Annotated in this window: 2 protein-coding genes (1 of these 2 running past the window's edge); both read left to right on the top strand. The window is 77.2% G+C overall.

Features of this window, described 5'->3' with window-relative positions; genetic code table 11:
• Entirely contained in the window at positions 1-17,865 is a 17,865-nt protein-coding gene (locus ACFVFR_RS21780; protein ID WP_383704185.1) for a non-ribosomal peptide synthase/polyketide synthase, read from the top strand.
• Positions 17,862-19,356 carry the beginning of an amino acid adenylation domain-containing protein gene (locus ACFVFR_RS21785; protein WP_383704187.1) on the top strand. Its footprint extends 14,582 nt past the window's final position, so only the first 1,495 of its 16,077 coding nucleotides appear in the window; it begins with the start codon at positions 17,862-17,864; its stop codon lies off the right edge, out of view. Before ACFVFR_RS21780 ends, ACFVFR_RS21785 begins: the two co-directional genes overlap by 4 nt.

Raw genomic sequence — 19,356 nt, forward strand, 5'->3', positions numbered from 1 at the left:
ATGAGTCAACGCCGCGCCACCCGCCTGCCGCTCACCGCGGCCCAGCTCGGACTGTGGTCCGCCCAGCGACTCGACCCGGCCAGCCCCGCCTATCTCACCGCCGAGTACGTCGAGATCCAGGGGCCCCTGGACGAGCGGGCGTTCCTGGCCGCGCTGACCCACACCCTCGCCGAGGCCGACGGCCTCGCCGTGCGGTTCGTCACCGACGGCCCGAGGCCCGTCGACGGCCACGACGGAAGCGGTCAACAGGACGGCCGGCAGGGTGATATGACAAACAGTCGGATCAGCGAGACGGTCTGGCAGGAGCTGGGGGGCGCGCCGCCCGCGCCACCGCACCGGATCGACCTGCGCCAGGAGGCGGACCCGGACGCGGCGGCCACGGCGTGGATGGACGGCGACCGCGCCGTCCCCGTACGCCTGGAGGGCGGCGACCTGGTCCGGCACGCGCTGCTGAGAGTGGGCGAGCGGCGCTGGCTGTGGTACCACCGCTGCCACCACATCCTCCTCGACGGCTACGGCTTCTTCCAGCTCGCCCAGCGCGTCGCCGCCGTCTACCAGGCCCTCGCGGCCGGCACCACCCCGCCGCCGACCCCGTTCGGGTCGATCCGGGACGCCGTCGCCGCCGACCAGGCGTACGAGGGCTCCGCCGAGCAACGGGCCGACGCCGCGTTCTGGCACGACCTGCTCGCCGACCGGCCCCGCCCCCGCACCCTCACCGAGCGCGCCGCCGACCCCGGACACACCTTCCTGCGCCACCGCACCCACCTCGACGCCGAACAGGCCGCCGCGCTGGAGCGGTTCGCCACGGCGTGCCGCGCCTCCTGGCCGGAGGCCGTGTTCGCGGCCAGCGCCCTCTACCTGGCCCGGCTGACCGGCACCCACGATGTCGTGCTCGGCCTGCCGGTGATGAACCGCACCGGCACCGCGCTGGCCCGGGTGCCGGCCACCGCCGTCAACGTCGTACCGCTGCGCGTCGCCGTCACCGAGAGCGCCCCGCTGGCCGCCCAGGTGCGCCGGGTGACCGAGCTGCTGCGCGCCCAGCGCCGCCACCAGCGCTACCGGGGCGAACAACTCCGCCGCGACATGGGCCTGTTCGGCGCCGGCCGGCGCCTGGTCGGCCCGCAGATCAACGTCAAGCCCTTCCCGCCCGAGCTGCGCTTCGGCGAGGCCACCGGCACCACGCACTACCTGGCGGCCGGCGCCGTCGAGGACCTGACCCTGACCGTCAGCGGCATGCCGGGGCCCGGCGGCCTCGCGCTCACCCTGGACGCCAACCCCGCGCTCTACTCCGCCGACGAACTGGCCGCGCACGCCCAGCGGTTGACCGCACTGCTGGCCCGCCTGGGCCGGGCCGACGCCACCGCGCCCACCGGCTCGCTCACCATGCTGGAGCGGGCCGAACGCGACCGTGTGCTCACCGCGTTCAACGCGCCGGGCGCCGGCGGCCAACCCGGCGCCGACCTCGACGCCGCCCTGCGCGCCCACGCCCTGCGGCGACCGGAGGCGGTGGCCGTGCGCGGCGGTGACCAGGAGCTGACGTACGCCGCGCTCGACCGCCGCGTCAGCGACCTGAGCCGTGTCCTGGCCGCCCACGGAGCCGCCCCCGGGCGCCTGGTGGCCGTGGCCCTGCCGCGCACCCCCACGCTGCTGGTGGCGCTGCTGGCCGTGCTGCGCAGCGGCGCCGGCTACGTGCCCGTCGACCCGGACTACCCGGCCGACCGCATCGGGCACATGCTCCGGGACGCGGCGCCGGTGGCCGTGCTCAGTGATCCCGGCGGCGTGGGCGCCGACTGCGCCGCCGCCGTGGCCGCCGGCCCGTGGGCGGTCCTGACCCCCGACACGCCGGCCGTGCCCGGCGGCGGCACCGGGCCCGGCACGCCGGCGCGCGGCGAGCACCCCGCCTACGTCATCTACACCTCCGGCTCCACCGGCCGGCCCAAGGGCGTGGCCGTGCCCCGACGCGCGCTGGCCAACCTCCTGGCGACCATGGCCGAGGAACTGCCCGTGACCGCCGAGGACCGGCTGTTGGCGGTGACCACCGTCTCCTTCGACATCGCCGCGCTGGAACTGTTCACGCCCCTGCTGGCCGGCGGGACCGTGGTGCTGGCCGAGGCCGCGCGGGTGCGCGACCCGTTCCTGCTGCGCGACCTGGTCGAGGCGGCCCGGCCGACCCTCATGCAGGCCACCCCCTCGCTGTGGCGGGCCCTGAGCGACGCCGCGCCCGAGGCGCTGACCGGCCTGCGCGTGCTGACCGGTGGCGAGCCGCTGGCGCCCGACCTCGCCGCGCGGCTGGCTGGCCTGGGCTCCGAGGTCGTCAACGTGTACGGGCCGACCGAGACCACCGTCTGGTCCACCGCGGGCGTGGTCAGCCACACCCCGTGCGTCGAGTCCGCGGCGCTGACCGCGCCCCACGTCGGTGGGCCGCTGTGGAACACCCGCCTGTACGTGCTCGACGCCGCGCTCTCCCCGCTGCCCCCGGGGGTGGCGGGGGAGCTGTACATCGCCGGCGCCGGCGTCGCGCTCGGCTACCTCGGCCGGCCGGGGCACAGCGCCGAACGGTTCGTGGCCGACCCGTACGGCGGGCCCGGCGAGCGCATGTACCGCACCGGTGACCTGGCCCGCTGGCACCCGGACGGCACCCTGGACATCCGTGGCCGGGTCGACCAGCAGCTCAAGATCCGTGGCCACCGCGTGGAGCCGGGCGAGATCGAGACGGCGCTGCTCGCCCACCCGCTGGTGCGCGAGGCCGCCGTGGTGGCCAGGCCGCTGGGCGGGGAGTCGGAACAGGGCGCGGCGCTCGCGCTCGTGGCGTACTGCGTCCTCGCGACCCGACCCCGACCGGGCACCCCGGCACCGACGGACACCGAATCCGAGCCCCCCACCGGCCCCCCCGACGCCGCGCGGGCCGAGGCCGAGGCGGCGGTGCGGGCCCACCTGGCCGGGGCGCTGCCCGCGTACGCCGTGCCCGAACTGCTGGTGACGCTGGACGGCCTGCCACGCACACCCAACGGCAAGCTGGACCGCAACGCGCTGCCCACTCCCGGGCGGCGGGCCGCGCGCGGTGGGCGGGCGCCCGCCAGCGAGGCCGAACGGCTGCTGTGCGCGCTGTTCGCGCGGGTGCTCGGGCTGCCCGAGGTCGGCGTGGACGACGACTTCTTCGCCCTGGGCGGCCACTCGCTCAGCGCCGCCCGCGTGGTGGCCGCGCTGCGCGCCGAGGCCGGCACCGAGCTGCCCGTCCGCACCCTGTTCGACCACCCCAGCGCGGCGGCCCTGGCGGGGGAGGTGGAGCGCGCGCGGGGCACCCGCGCCCCGCTCACCGTCCAACCACGCCCGGCCCGCCTACCGCTCTCGCCCGGCCAGCGCCGCCTGTGGTTCCTCTACCAGGCACACGGCGCGACGCCCACCTACAACGTGCCGCTGGCGCTGCGCGTGGACGGGCCGCTGGACCTCTCGGCGCTGCGCGCGGCCCTGCGCGACGTCGTCGAGCGGCACGAGGTGCTGCGCACCGTCTTCCCCGCCCCCCAGGAGGCCGACGCCGAGCCCCACCAGCGGGTCCTGTCCGTCCCCGAGGCCGACACCCCGCTGGAGGTCACCACCCTCGCACCGGGCGAGGAGGAGCGGGCCGTCGCGGAGGCGGCGCGCGAACCGATCGCCATCGAGCACCAGACACCCCTGCGCGCCCACCTGTTCTCGCACGGGCCCCAGCGGCACACCCTGCTGCTGGTCCTGCACCACATCGCCGGCGACGAGTGGTCCCTGCCACCGCTGCTGCGCGACCTGGCCACCGCCTACCGCGCCCGCCTGGCCGGCACGGCGCCCGACCGCGCGCCACTGCCGGTCAGCTACGCCGACTACACGCTGTGGCAGCGCGCGGGAGCCGCCGACCGGGAGGCCGAGTCCCTGGCGTACTGGCGCGCCCGGCTGGCCGGCGCCCCGGAGCGGCTCGCGCTGCCGTGGGCGCGCCCGGCGCCCCCACACCCCACCGGTCACGGCGAGGTGCTGCCCTTCACCCTGGACCCACGGGTCTACGCCCAGATCAGGGAACTGGCACTGCGCACCCGCACCAGCACCTTCATGGTGGTGCACGCCGCGCTGGCCGCCACCCTCTCCCGGCTCGGCGCGGGCCAGGACATCCCGGTGGGTGTGCCGGTGGCCGGCCGCACCGACGCCGCACTCGACGACCTGGTCGGCTTCTTCATCAACACCCTGGTGCTCCGCCTGGACCTGAGCGGCACACCCACCTTCCACGACCTGCTCGCCCAGACCCGCGAGGTGGACCTGGCGGCCATGGCCCACCAGGAACTGCCCTTCGAGCGGGTGGTCGAGGAGCTGAACCCGGCGCGCGGCCGGGATCTGAGCCCGCTGTTCCAGGTGCTGCTCGCGGTGCGGGAGGAGTTCGCCACAGGCGGGCCCTTCCCCGGCCAGCGGGGGCGCCCGCGTCTGGTGGAGACCGGCACGGCCAAGTTCGACCTCCAGGTCACCGTCACCGAGGACCCGGCGGCGGGCACCGCCAGCGGTCAGGTCGAGTACGCCAGCGACCTGTTCGCGGCGGACGACGTCCAACGCCTCGTGGCCGCGCTGCTGCGACTGCTGGACACCGTCACCGCCGACCCGCGCGCCGTACTGGCCACCGTGGACCTCACCGGCCCGGCCGAGTGTCGCCGACTGCTGGCCGCCCCCGGCGGCGCCCGTCACCGGGTCCCGCCCGAGGGCATCGCCGACCTGGTGGCCGCGCAGAGCGCGCGGACCCCCGACCACACCGCCCTGCGCGTGGGCCGGGACCGGCTGACCTACCGGGAACTGGACGCGCGGGCCGCCCGGTTGGCCGCGCTGCTGGCCGACCGGGGCGCCGGGCCCGGCACGCTGGTGGGCGTGCTGCTGCCGCGCGGCGCCGACCTGCTGGTGACGCTGCTCGCGGTGGCCCGCACCGGCGCCGCCTATCTGCCGCTGGACCCGGACTTCCCGGCCGAGCGCATCGCGTACATGCTCGCCGACGCGAACCCGGCCCTGCTGGTCACCGACCGCGCCACAGCGCCCGGTGCCGCCTCGGCCACCGGCCCCGCCGGGGCGCGACCGCTGGTCCTGGACGACGCCGCGACCCTCACCGCGCTGGCCTCGGCGCGCCCGCTGGAGCACCCTCGGGCCGCGCACCCGGGGCAGCCCGCCTACGTCATCTACACCTCCGGCTCCACCGGCCGGCCCAAGGGCGTGGTCGTCCCGCGCGCCGCCGTCGCCAACTTCATGGCCTGTCTGCGCGCCGAACTGCCGCACGGCCGGGACGAACGGCTGCTGGCGGTCACCACCGTCGGCTTCGACATCTCCGTACTCGAACTCTTCCTGCCGCTGACCCGAGGCGGCACCGTCGTGCTCGCCAGCCGCGCCGAGGTGCGCGACCCGGCGCTGCTGGGCGCGCTGCTGCGCACCAGCGGCGCCACCGTCGCCCAGGCCACGCCCTCGCTGTGGCGCGCCCTGCTGGACGCCGACCCCGCCGCGCTGGCGGGTCTGCACGTGCTCAGTGGCGGCGAGGCGCTGCCGCCCGACCTGGCGGCGGAACTGGTCACACACGGCGGGCGGGTGGTGAACCTGTACGGGCCCACCGAGACCACCATCTGGTCCACCAGCGCCGTCATCGGCCCCGACGAGGCCGCCGCGCCGCCCGTCGGCCGCCCGCTGTGGAACACCCGCGCCTACGTCCTGGACCGCGCGCTGACCCCGGTGCCCGCCGGGCTCACCGGCGAGCTCTACCTCGCCGGCGCCGGCGTGGCCCACGGCTACCTGGGGCGGGCCGCGCTGAGCGCCGAGCGCTTCGTGGCCGACCCGTACGGCGGGCCCGGCGAGCGTATGTACCGCACCGGTGACCTGGCCCGACAGCGCCCCGACGGCACCCTGGACGTGGTCGGCCGGGCGGACCAGCAGGTCAAGGTCCGTGGCCACCGGGTGGAGCCGGGCGAGGTGGAGGCGGCACTGCGCGCGCACGCGTGGGTGCGCGACGCGGCCGTGGTCGCCACCGCCGCCCCCGCCGGCGGCGGCGCGCGCCTGGTGGGCTACGTCGTGGGACCCGCCGACGCGGGGGCCCTGGAGCAGGTGCGCGCGCGGTTGGCCGACACGCTGCCCGACTATCTGGTGCCCGCGCTGCTGGTGCCCCTGGACGCGCTGCCGCGCACCCCCAACGGCAAGCTGGACCGGGCCGCGCTGCCCGCGCCGCGCCTGGACGCGGTGGCCGGCCGCGCGCCCACCGGCCAGCGCGAGGAGCTGCTGGCCGAGCTGTTCGCCCGGGTCCTTGGAGTGGCCCGGGTCGGCGCCGACGACGACTTCTTCGCCCTGGGCGGCCACTCCCTGCTCGCCGCCCGGCTGGTGGCCGGGGCGCGCGCCGCGCTCGGCCTCGACCTGTCGGTGCGCGCGGTCTTCGAGAGCCCCACCGTGCGCGGGCTGGCCGCCCTGGCGGGCGCCACGGGGCCGGCGACACCGCCGCTCGGCGCCGGCCCCCGCCCCGAGCGCCCGCCGCTGTCCCCGGCCCAGCGCCGGCTGTGGTTCCTGCACCGGCTGGCGGCCCCGGGCGCCGCCTACCACCTGCCCTTCCAGCTCACCCTGGTCGGCGAGGTGGACCCGGCGGCGCTGCGGGCCGCCGTCGGCGACCTGATGGGCCGGCACGAGGTGCTGCGTACCGTCGTCGCCGAGTCCCGCGAGGGCCAACCCCACCAGCACGTCGCCACCGCGTGGGAGCCGCCGTTCGAGGTGCGCGCGGTGGCCCCCGACGCCCTGGAGGCCACGCTCGACACACTGACCCGCCAACCCTTCGACCTGGCGCGCGAGTTCCCGCTGCGGGTCAGCGTGCTGCGCGACGGCGACCGGTGGACGGTGCTGCTCCTGCTGCACCACATCGCCGCCGACGAGTGGTCGGTGGAGCCGCTGCTGACCGACCTGGCCGCCGCCTACGCCGCCCGCCGCGCCGGGCACGCGCCCGACCTGGCACCGCTGCTGGTGCAGTACGCCGACTACGCCGTCTGGCAGGTCGACCTGCTGGACGGGCCGGCCTGGGAGGGGCAGCTGGAGTACTGGCGCACCGCGTTGGCCGGCGCCCCACGCGTCCTCGAACTGCCCACCGACCGGCCACGGCCGGCGACACCCAGCGGGCGCGGCGGCTTCGTGCCCTTCGAGGTGCCCGTGGCCACGGCCCGGGGGCTGCGCGCGCTGGCCCGCGAGCACGGCGTGACGCCCTTCATGGCCGCCCAGGCCGCCGTGGCCACGCTGCTGCACGCGCTCGGCGCCGGCACCGACATCCCGCTGGGCGTGCCCACGGCGGGCCGCGACGACCGCCGCACCGAGAACCTGGTCGGCTTCTTCGTCAACACCCTGGTGCTACGCACCGATCTGAGCGGCAACCCCACCTTCGCCGACCTGCTGGGCCGGGTGCGGCGCACCACGCTCGACGCGTTCGACCACGCCCAGGTGCCCTTCGAGCGCGTGGTCGAGGAGCTCAACCCGGAGCGGACCCCGGCGGCCAACCCGCTGTTCCAGGTGATGCTCACCTACCAGAACCGCACCGAGCCACCGTTCGCCGCCGAGGGCGTCGAGGTCGACTTCGGGCTGCGCCAGACGGACGCCGCCAAGTTCGACCTCGTCGTCGGCTTCACCGACCATGCCGCGACCGGCACGCTGGGCGGGGCGCTCAACTACGACGCCGACCTGTTCGACCGCTCCACCGCCCAGTTGCTCGCCACCCGCCTGGTCCACCTGTTGACAGCGGCCGTGGCCGCCCCCGAGACGCCCGTGACCCGGCTGGCGCTGCTGACCGCCGACGAGCGGCACACCCTGCTCACCGAGTGGAACCCCACCGGAGAGCACTCCGGCGAGCCCGACCTGATCACACGCCTGGACGCCGTGGTGGCCGCCACCCCCGACGCGCCCGCCGTCAGCCACGCCGGGCACACCCTGAGCTACGCCGCACTGGACGCCCGGGCCCGACGCCTGGCCGCGCGGCTCACCGACCGGGGCGTGGGCCCCGAGGACCGGGTGGCCCTGCTGCTGCCGCGCTCGCCGCTGACGGTCGTGGCCATCGTCGCCGTGCTCCGCGCCGGCGCCGCCTACGTGCCGATCGACCCGCGCTACCCGGCCGACCGCGTCGCCCACACGCTGGGCGACGCCGCCCCGGTGGCCGTGCTGACCACGCCCGAGCACGCCGACGCGCCACCCCTGCGCCCCTTCCCGGTGCTGGCCCTGGACGCGGACGGCGCCGGGGCCGCACCGTGGTCGCGGCCCGCCCCGGACGAGGCCACCCCGGGCGGGCCCGCGCCCGCCGCCCCGCCCCCGACCGTCCCACACCCGACCACCCCGCACCCCGAGCAGGCCGCGTACGTCATCTACACCTCCGGCTCCACCGGTCGTCCCAAGGGCGTGGTGGTCTCCCGGCGTAACATCACCCGCCTCTTCGACGCCACCCGCCAGCGCTTCGCGTTCACCCCCACCGACGTGTGGACGATGTTCCACTCCTACGCCTTCGACTTCTCCGTGTGGGAGCTGTGGGGCGCCCTGCTGCACGGCGGCCGGCTGGTGATCGTCCCGCACGACACGGCGCGCTCGGCGCCCGAGGTGCTGGCCCTGCTGCGGGAGGAGGGCGTGAGCATCCTCAGCCAGACCCCGTCCGCCTTCTACCAGCTCACCGACGCGTTGGAGGGCGCCGCGCCGCCGCCCTCGGTGCGCTGGGTGGTCTTCGGCGGCGAGGCGCTCGACCCGCGCCGCGTCGCCCCCTGGGCCGGTCGGCCCGGCGGGCCACGGCTGCTGAACATGTACGGCATCACCGAGACCACCGTCCACGTGACGGAGTACGAACTGGACGCCGACCGGGACACCGCCGGCGACGCCGAGGCGGCCAGCCCGATCGGCCGGGCCATCGAGGACCTGCGCCTGTACGTGCTGGACGACGGGTTGCGCCCGGTGCCGCCGGGCGTGCGCGGCGAGCTGTACGTGGCCGGCGGCGGCCTGGCCCGTGGCTACCTGGGTCGCCCGGACCTGACCGCGACCCGCTTCGTCGCCAACCCCTTCGGCCCGCCCGGCAGCCGCCTGTACCGCAGCGGTGACCTGGCCCGCTTCGCACGCGACGGCGTCCCGCACTACCTGGGCCGCGCCGACGACCAGGTCTCCGTACGCGGCTTCCGGGTGGAGACCGGCGAGATCGAGGCGGCGCTGCTCGCGGTGGCCGGCGTCCGTGCGGCGGCCGTGGTGCTGCGCACCGACCTGCCGACCGGCGCGGGCCTGGTCGCCTACCTCGTGAGCGAGCCCGCCACTTCCGGTGGTGCGTCCGGCCCCGGCACCGCCCGCCCCGCCGCCGACGCGACCGCGCTGCGCGCCGCGTGCGCCGCCGCGCTGCCCGAACACATGGTGCCCGCCGCCTTCGTCACCCTGGACCGGCTTCCGCTGACGACCAACGGCAAGCTCGACCGGGCCGCGCTGCCACTGCCCACCCGCATGCCCGCCCGCACCGGCCGGGCGCCCCGCACGGCCCACGAGAAGGTGCTCAGCGCGGTCTACGGCGAGGTGCTCGGCACCGGCCCGGTCGGCCTGGACGACAACTTCTTCGCCCTGGGCGGCCATTCGCTGCTGGTCACCCAGCTCGCCGGGCGCGTCCGCGCCGCACTGGGCGTCCACCTGCCCGTCCGGGCCCTGTTCGAGGCCGCCACGGTCGCCACCCTCGCCGAGCGCGTCGCCGCCGCCGACCGGGCCGACCGCGCCCCCTGGCCCGCGCTGACCCGCGCGCCCGAACTGCCCGCCGAACTCCCGCTGTCCCCGGCCCAACAACGGCTGTGGTTCCTGCACCGGCTGGCTGGCTCCGGCACCACGTACACCGTGCCCTTGGTGCTGCGCACCCACGACGCGCTCGACCTCACCGCGCTGCGCGCCGCGCTCGCCGCCCTGAGCGCCCGCCACGAGGTGCTGCGCACCGTCTTCCCCGAGCACGAGGGCCGGGCCACCCAGCGCGTGCTCGCCCCCGAGGCGGCCCCGCCCGCCCTACGGGTCGCCGACGTCGCGGCCGACGAGGTGGTGGCCCGGGTGCGCCGGCTGGCGGCGTACGAGTTCGACCTGGCCGCCGAACCCCCGCTGCGCACACACCTCTTGCGCACCCCGGACGGCGAGAGCGTCCTGCTGCTGCTCCTGCACCACATCGCCTGCGACGAGTGGTCGGTGGGGCCGCTGGTTGCCGACCTGGCCGCGCTCTACGCCAGCGCCCTGCCCGGCGCGCGGGTCCCGGCGCCACCCGCGCCCGCCGTGCGGTACGCCGACTACACGCTCTGGCAGGCCGCGGCCCTGGCCGAGCGGGAGGAGGCGCTGACCGGCTACTGGCGCACCGCGCTGGCCGGTGCCCCGGACGAGATCCCGCTGCCGCTGGACCGGCCCCGGCCCACCGAGGTGGACCAGCGCGGCGACTCGGTGGAGTTCACCATCGACGCGGCGGCCCACCGGGCGGCAGCCGACCTCGCCGCCGCGTCCGGCGCCACGCTGTTCATGGTGGTGCAGGCGGCGTTCGCCGCGCTGCTGAGCGCGCACGGCGGCGGCACCGACCTGCCGATCGGCACCGTCCTCAGCGGCCGGGGCGACCAGGCGCTGGGCGGGCTGGTCGGCCTGGTCTCCAACACCGTCGTGCTGCGCACCGACACCTCGGGCGACCCCACCTTCCGGGAGCTGGTCGAGCGGGTGCGCGCGGTGGACCTGGACGCCTTCGACCACGGCGAGCTACCCTTCGAACGGCTGGTGGACCACCTGAGCCCCGAGCGCTCGCTGGCCCGCCACCCGCTCTTCCACGTCGCCCTGGTGCACCAGAACGCGCCGCGCCGCACCGTCGCCCTGGGCGACGCGCGGGCCACCGTCGAGCTGACCGAGACCATGGGCGCCAAGTGGGACCTGACCCTGGCCGTCGTCGAGGAGCACGGCCGGCACGGGCTGCGCGCCGCGTTCAACTACCGCACCGCGCTGTTCGACCGGGCCACCGTGGCGGCGCTGGGCGAGCGGTTGCGGGCACTCCTGGACTGGGCCTGCCGCCACCCCGACGCGCCGCTGAGCGCCGCCAGCCTGCTCACGGCCGCCGACCGGCGGCGGGTGCTCACCCGGTGGAACCAGACCGACCACGCCCTGACGCCGGCGACCCTGCCCGGCCTGGTCCGCGCGCAGGCGGCCCGCACGCCGGGCGCCACCGCACTCCTCGACGGCCAACAGAGCTGGAGCTACGCCGAGTTCGACGCGGCCACCGACAGCCTGGCCGCCCGGCTGGCCGCCCGGCCCGGCGCGACGGGCGAGCCCGCCCCCGTGGGCCGGGGCGAGGTGGTGGCCGTCGCGCTGCCCCGGTCGGCCACCCTGGTCCTGGCCCTGCACGCGGTGCAGCGCGCCGGCGCCGCCTACCTGCCCGTCGACCCCGAACTGCCGCGCGAGCGGGCCCTCTCCCTGGTCGCCGACGCGGGCGCCACCGCCTGGCTCATCGCCCCCGAACTCGCCGAGCGGTGGTACCCGGACACTCCCGACGCGGACGGCTGGACGCAGGCCCCCACGGGCCCGGCCCACCCGCCGCTGCTGCGACTGGGCACCCCGCCCGAGCCCACGACGGCGCGGACCGCCACCCCGACCGCCCCGGCGCCACTGCCGTCCGACCCGGCGTACGTCATCTACACCTCGGGCTCCACCGGCCGGCCCAAGGGCGTCCTCGTCACCCACGAGGCGATCACCAACCGGCTGCGCTGGATGCAGCACAGCTACCCGCTCGACGCCGCCGACCGGGTCCTGCACAAGACCCCGGCCAGCTTCGACGTGTCGGTGTGGGAGCTGTTCTGGCCGCTGCTGGCCGGCGCCACGCTGGTGGTGGCCGGGCCCGAGGACCACCGTGACCCGGCCGCCCTGGCCGCCCTGGTGCGCGACCGGGCCATCACCACCGCGCACTTCGTGCCCTCGATGCTGGCCGCCTTCACGGCCGGCGCCGACCCGGGCGACTGCGCCAGCCTGCGCCGGGTGTTCGCCAGCGGCGAGGCACTGCCGCCGGCCGCCGTCGCCGCCTGGCACCACCTGGCCCCGCACGCCGAACTCCACAATCTGTACGGGCCCACCGAGGCCGCCGTGGACGTCACCGCCTGGCACACCCGGCCCGCCGACGCCCACGCCCACCGGGTACCCATCGGCCACCCGGTGTGGAACACCCGCACGCTGGTGCTGGACGCCGCGCTGCGCCCGGTTCCCCCGGGCGTGCCCGGCGAGCTCTACCTGGCCGGCACCCAACTCGCCCTCGGCTACCTGGGGCGGGCCGCGCTGACCGCCGAGCGCTTCACCGCCGACCCGTACGGCCCGCCCGGCTCGCGCCTGTACCGCACCGGCGACCTGGCCCGCTGGCGGCCCGACGGCGGTCTGGACCACCTCGGCCGCGCGGACGACCAGATCAAGCTGCGCGGGCTGCGCGTGGAACCCGGCGAGATCCAGGGGGCCATCGACGCGCACCCGGCCGTGGCGCACAGCGCCGTCATCGCCCACACCGACCCCGCGACCGGGGCGGCGCACCTGGTCGGCTACGTCGTACCGGCGCCGCCCGCGCCGGGCGCCGACCACGCGCCGGCCGCGCTGGACGCCACCGCGCTGGAGGACGTGCGCGCGCACCTGGGCGCGACGCTACCCGCCCATCTGGTGCCCACCGCGCTGGTCCCGCTGGACGCGCTGCCGGTCACCCGCAACGGCAAGCTGGACCGGGCCGCGCTGCCCGCGCCCCAACTGGCCGACCAGAGCGAGCGGGTGAGCGCCACCACGGCCGAGGAACACCTGCTGGCCGGGCTCTTCGCCGAACTGCTGCACCTGCCCGAGGTCGGCACCACCGACAGCTTCTTCGCCCTGGGCGGCGACAGCATCCTCTCCATCCACCTGGTCGGCGCCGCCCGCCGGACCGGCCTGCGCTTCACCCCGCAGGACGTCTTCCGCCAGCGCACCGTACGCGGCCTGCTCTCGGTCGCCGAACGACTGCCGGCCCAGGCGCCACAGCTCGCCGCCGACCCCGCCACCGAGGCGGTCTCCGGCACGTCCTGGCCGGTGACCCCGCTCCAGGAGGGGCTGCTCTTCCTGTCCCGGTACGACGAGAACGCGCTCGACCTCTACCACGTCCAGGTCGTCCTGCGCCTCGACGGAGAGCTGGACACCGCGCGGCTGCGCGCCGCGCTGGCGGGCGTCATCGACCGGCACGCCCCGCTGCGGACCGCGTTCCACCCGGCGGACCCCGCCACCGACCCGGCCGCCGGCACCTGGGTGCAGCGGGCCGCCGCCACGGCACGGGCTGAGGTCACCGAGCGCGACCTGAGCCGCCACACCCGCCGCGAGCGCGCACGCCGCGCCCGCCGCGCCGCCGAGGACGACCGGCTGCGCCGCTTCGACCTGACGGATCCGCCGCTGCTGCGCTGCACCCTGCTCCGACTGGACGCGACCACCAGCGAACTCGTCCTGACCGGCCACCACCTGGTGCTCGACGGCTGGTCCATGCCGCTACTGGTCCGCGAGGTGCTCCAGGGCTACGCTCGCCAGCGGTCGGCCGACGGGCCCGCCCCGACGCCCGCCCCGCACTACCCGCACTACCTGCGCTGGCTGGCCGCCCAGGACCGGGCGGCGGCCGGTGACGCCTGGCGCGCCGCGCTGGCCGGCGTCACCGAACCGACCCTGGTGGCACCCGCCGCGCTCCAGGTCGCGGCCGGCCCGCCGGAGGAGCTGACCCGGGTCCTGGACGCCGAACTGACCGACGGCCTGGCACGGTTCGCGCGCGCCCACGAACTGACCCTGGGCACCGTCGTCCAGACCGCGTGGGCCCTGACCCTGGCCGCCCACACGGGCCGTGACGACCTCGTCTTCGGCACCGTCGTCTCCGGCCGCCCCGCCGAGGTCCCCGGCGTCACCGACATGATCGGCCTGTTCGTCAACACCGTCCCGGTCCGTGTCCGACTGCGCCCGAACGAACCGCTGGCGGCCCTGCTGGCCCGGGTCCAGGACGAGCTGACCGGCCTGCTCCCGCACCACCACCTGGGCCTTGCCGACATCCAGCGCGCCGCCGGCCTCAGCACCCTCTTCGACACGCTCACGGCCGTCGAGAACTACCCGGTGGACGACCTGGCGGAGCTCACCGAGGGCACCGGCCTCGGCGTCGCCGACATCCACGGCCAGGACGCCACGCACTACCCGCTCACCTTCGTCGCCATCCCCGGCGAGCGGCTGACGCTGCGCCTGAAGTACCAGAGCCAGGCGCTGGAAGAGACGGCCGTGGGCACCGTCGCCGACCGCGTCGAGCAGACCCTGCGGGCCGTCGTCACCGCGCCGCACACCCGGGTGGCCGCGCTCGACCCACTGCTGCCCGCCGAACGGGCCGCCCTCGCGGCGCACACCCACGGCCCCACCGCGCCGCCCGCCACGACCTGGGCCCGCCTGGTCGCCGAGCAGGTACGCGCCCGCCCGCACGCGATCGCCCTCACCGGACCCACCACCGTGGCCCAGCCCGGCACCGAAGCCGGCGACGGGGCCACCGTCGAGGTGACCTACCAGGAGCTGGACTCCCGGGCCCGACACCTGGCCGCCCGGCTCGCCGCACGAGGCGTGGGACGCGGGGACCTGGTCGCCCTGCTGCTGCCGCGCTCGCTCGACCTGACCGTCGCGCTCCTGGCCGTACAGCTGACGGGCGCCGCCCACCTGCCCATCGACCCCGACTACCCGGCCCGGCGCATCGCGTTCACGCTCACCGACGCCACGCCCGCCCTGGTGCTCACCACCCGCGAACTGGCCACCCGGGTGCCCGCCGGCCACGCCCCCACCCACCACGTCGAGGACCTGACGGCCTCGGACGTGCCGACCACGGCGGACCCCGAACCGGCCGGGGCGCCCTCGCCGCGCGACGCCGCGTACGTCATCTACACCTCCGGCTCCACCGGCGTGCCCAAGGGCGTGGTGATCGAACACCACGGACTGGCCGCGCTCGCCGCCGCCCAGGCCGACCGGCTCGCCATCGACCACGACAGTCGCGTCCTGGCCCTGGCCTCGCCCTCCTTCGACGCCTCCGTCATGGAGACGCTCATGGCCCTGGCCACCGGCGCGCGCCTGGTCCTCCCGCCCCCCGGGCCGCTGGCCGGCGCCCCGCTCGGCGAGGCCATCGCCACCCACCGGATCAGCCACGCCCTCATCCCGCCCACCGCGCTGACCGGCCTGGAGCCCACCGGCCTGGACTGCCTGCGCACCCTGGTCGTCGGTGGCGAGGCGTGCTCGGCCGAACTGGTGGCCCGCTGGTCGCCGGGGCGTCGCATGGTCAACGCGTACGGCCCCACCGAGGCCACCGCCTGCGTGACCATGAGCCACCCCCTTGGCGGCGCCAGCACGCCCCCGATCGGCACCCCGCTGCCCGGCACCGTCGCCCACGTCCTGGACCCGCTGCTGCGCCCGGTACCGCCCGGCGTGGTGGGGGAGCTGTACGTGGCCGGCGACAGCGTGGGACGCGGCTACCTGCGGCGCGCGGGGCTGACCGCGCAGCGCTTCGTGGCCGACCCGTTCGGCCCGCCCGGGGCCCGCGTGTACCGCACCGGGGACCTGGTCTCCCGGGGCCCCGACGGCCAGCTGCGCTACCACGGCCGGGGCGACGACCAGGTCAAGATCCGCGGCTTCCGGGTCGAACTCGGCGAGATCGTCACCGCCCTGACCCGCTCGCCCCGGGTCCGTACGGCCGCCGTCGTCGTGCGCGCCGACGGCGCCGGCCCCCAGCGGCTGGTGGGCTACCTGGTGCCGGCCGAGCGGCCCGGCGCGGACCACGCCGCCGAGCCCGTGTCCCCGGACCGGCCGCCCCTGGTGGACACCGACGCGCTGCGGGCCGAACTGGCCGCCAGCCTGCCCGAGCACATGGTGCCCGCCGCGCTGGTCGTCGTGGCGGGGCTGCCCGTCACCGCCAACGGCAAGCTCGACCAGGCCGCCCTGCCCGCCCCCGACTTCACCGCCGCCATCGGCCAGGCCAAGCCCGAGGGGCCCACCGAGGAGCTGTTGGCCGAACTCTTCGCCACGGTGCTGGCGTTGCCGACCGTCGGCGCCGACGACAGCTTCTTCACCCTGGGCGGGGACAGCATCCTGTCCATGCGGCTGGTGGCCCGCGCCCGCGCCGCCGGCCTGCGGCTGAGTCCGCGCGAGGTCTTCGAGGAGCCCACCGTGCGCCGCCTGGCCGCCCTCGCGGCCGACCGGGCCGAGCCCGTGGCCGACGTCCCCGCCGCCGGCCCCGCGGAACCCGCCGGGCCCGCCCCGCTGACCCCGATCATGCGATGGCTGGCCGAGCGCGCCGGGCCCACCGACCGCTTCAGCCAGTCCATGCTGCTCACCCTGCCCGTCGGCATCCAACGCGCCGACCTGGAGGCGGTGTTGGCGGCCCTCGCCGAGCGGCACGCGATGCTGCGCGCCCGCGTGGAGCTGACCGCCACCGACGCCACCATCGACGTACCGGCCGACCAGCCGGCGTCGCCCCCCGACCCGGCGGCGGGCGCCGGTACGGTGCCGGGGGCCGGCCCCGCGCCGGATGCCGAGGCGCCCGCGCTGCCGCTGCGTCACCTCGCCCGCGCGCGGGCGCTGACCGAGGCCGAGGTCCAGGCCGCCGTGGCGGAGGAGGCCGACGCGCTCGACCCGGCCGGCGGGCGGATGGCGCGGGCCGTGTGGTACGACCCGGGCCCCGCGCGGGCCGGCCGGCTGCTGCTGGTCATCCACCACCTGGCCGTGGACGGCGTCTCCTGGCGCGTCCTGGTCGACGATCTGCGCGCGGCCTGGCGGGACGTGGTCGCCGGCCGGCGGCCCACCCTGCCGCCGGTGCCCACCTCCTTCCCCGCCTGGGCCGCCGAGCTGCCCCGCGTCGCCGCCGGCCGCCGCGCCGAACTCCCGCTGTGGCGGGAGATCGCGGCCGCCCCGAGCGGACTTCCGGGGGGCCGGGCCGACGGCCCGGTCACCGACACCGTGGGCCGGGCCCGCCACCGCGTCGTGGTGCTGCCACCCGAGCACACCGGGCCGCTGCTGACCACCGCGACCGAGCGGTACCGCACCGGCGTCGGCGACCTGCTGCTGACCGCGCTGGCGATCGCCGTCGGCGCGTGGGGCGGCGCCGACCGGGCCCGCTTCCTGGTGCACGTCGAGGGCCACGGCCGCGAGGAGCACATCCGGCCGGGCGCCGACCTCTCCCGTACCGTCGGCTGGTTCACCAGCCTCTACCCGGTCCTCCTGGACGCCCCCGTCACCGGCCCCGTCGCCGAGGCGGTACGGCGGGTACGCGAGAGCGTGGCCGCCCTCCCCGACAGCGGCGTCGGCTACGGGCTGCTGCGCCATCTGGACCCCGAGGGCCGGGCCGCGCTGCGCGCGGCTCCCACACCACGGATCGCCTTCAACTACCTGGGCCGCTTCGCCGCCGCCACGGACGACCGGCCCTGGTCGAGCGCGCCCGAGGCCGGCGTGCTCGGCGGCGCCATCGACGACGCGCTGACGATGGCCCACCCGCTGGAGCTCAACGCCCTCACCCGGGAGACCGCGCACGGACCCGCCCTGCACACCCGCCTCACCTGGGCCCCCGGCACGCTGACCGACACCGAGGTGAGCGAGCTCGGCGCGCTCTGGCTGGCGGCCCTCACCCGGCTGGCCCACGACGACCACCCCGGCCCCGCCGACAGCCCACCCGACCGGCCCGGCCGCGCCGCGCCTCCCGGCGCCCCGGACGAGCACCAACCGGCCGACCCCGCCGCCCCGCCCGCCGAGCCCTCGCGGCCGGCACCCGACGCCGAGCGAGCGCCCGCCGGGCCCTCGCTCTCCCCGCTCAGCCCCGAACAGAGCGCCCTGCTCCAAGCACGATGGAGGAACCGGTGAGTGAGAACGACGGCCTGGACGACATCCTTCCGCTGTCCCCGTTGCAGGAGGGCCTGCTGTTCCACTCCGCCTTCGACGCGCGGGCGTTGGACGTCTACACCCTGCAGCTCGCCTTCGACCTGCGCGGCCCCCTGTCCGGCCCCGCCCTGCGCGCGGCCGGCCAGGCCCTGCTGCGCCGGCACGCCAACCTGCGCGCCGCGTTCGTCCAGGACGGCCTGGACCGCGCCGTCCAGGTCATCCCGCACCACTGCGAGCTGCCCTGGTCCGAGCACGACCTCTCGGCGTACCCGCCGGCCGAGCGCGAGCGCGCGCTGGCCCGGCTGACCGCCGCCGACCGGGCCCGCCGCTTCGACCTGAGCGACCCGCCGCTGCTGCGCATGACGCTGGTCAAGCTGGCCGACCACCAGTGGCACCTGCTGCTGAGCGCCCACCACATCCTCGTCGACGGCTGGTCGGTGCCACTGCTGGGCAAGGAGCTGTTCGCCCTGTACGCGGCCGGCGGCGACGACAGCGGCCTGGCGCCCGTACGCCCCTACCGCGACTTCCTGGCCCACCTGGCCGGCCAGGACCTCGCGGCGGCCGACACCGCCTGGCGCGCCGCGCTGGCCGGGCTGGAGGAGCCGACGCTGCTGGCCCCCGGGCCCTTCGCCGGCGTACCCGAGCTGCCCCGACAGCTCGATGTGACCCTCCCGGACGGCACCGGCGCCGCTCTGGCCGCCCTGGCCAGCGCGCAGGGCCTGACCAGCGGTTCGCTCTACCAGGCGGCCTGGGGCGTCACGCTGGCCCGCCTCACCGGGCGCGCGGACGTCGCCTTCGGGACCACCGTCTCCGGGCGGCCCGCCGAACTCGACGGCGCCGACACCATGATCGGCCTGTTCATCAACACCCTGCCGGTGGTCGTGCACGCGCCCCCGGGCCGCGCGCTCGGCGACGTCGCGCACACCCTCCAGCGCGCCCAGGCCGCCCTCCTGGACCACCAGCACATCGGCCTGGCCCGCCTCCAACAGGCGGCCGGCCTCGGTGAACTCTTCGACACCCTGCTGGTGGTGGAGAGCTTCGCGGTCGATTCCGAGGGCCTGGCCGCCGCCCAGGCGGCCGGCGGCGTCCGCGTGGCCTCCGTACGCGGCGAGGACGCCACCCACTACCCGGTCACCGTCGTCGTCCACCCCGGCCCCCAGCCGCGTATCGCGCTGCGCTACCGACCCGACCAGCTCACCGCCGAGCGCGCCCAGGCGCTGGGCGCGGCCTACACCCGGGTGCTCGGCGCGTACGCCAGCGCCGCGCACCGCCCCGTGGGCGCGGTCGAACTGCTGGCCCCGCACGAGCGGCGCCGCGCCCTGGCCGACGGCGCCCCGCTGACCACCCAGACGCCGGCGGCCGATGACACGCTGCTGGCCCGCTTCGCCCACGCCGTACGCCGCGACCCCGAGGCCATCGCCCTCACCCACGGCGCGACCCACCTCAGCTACCGCGCGCTCGACGCCCGCTCCG

This window comes from Streptomyces sp. NPDC057702 (assembly GCF_042799315.1).
Lineage (GTDB): Bacteria > Actinomycetota > Actinomycetes > Streptomycetales > Streptomycetaceae > Streptomyces.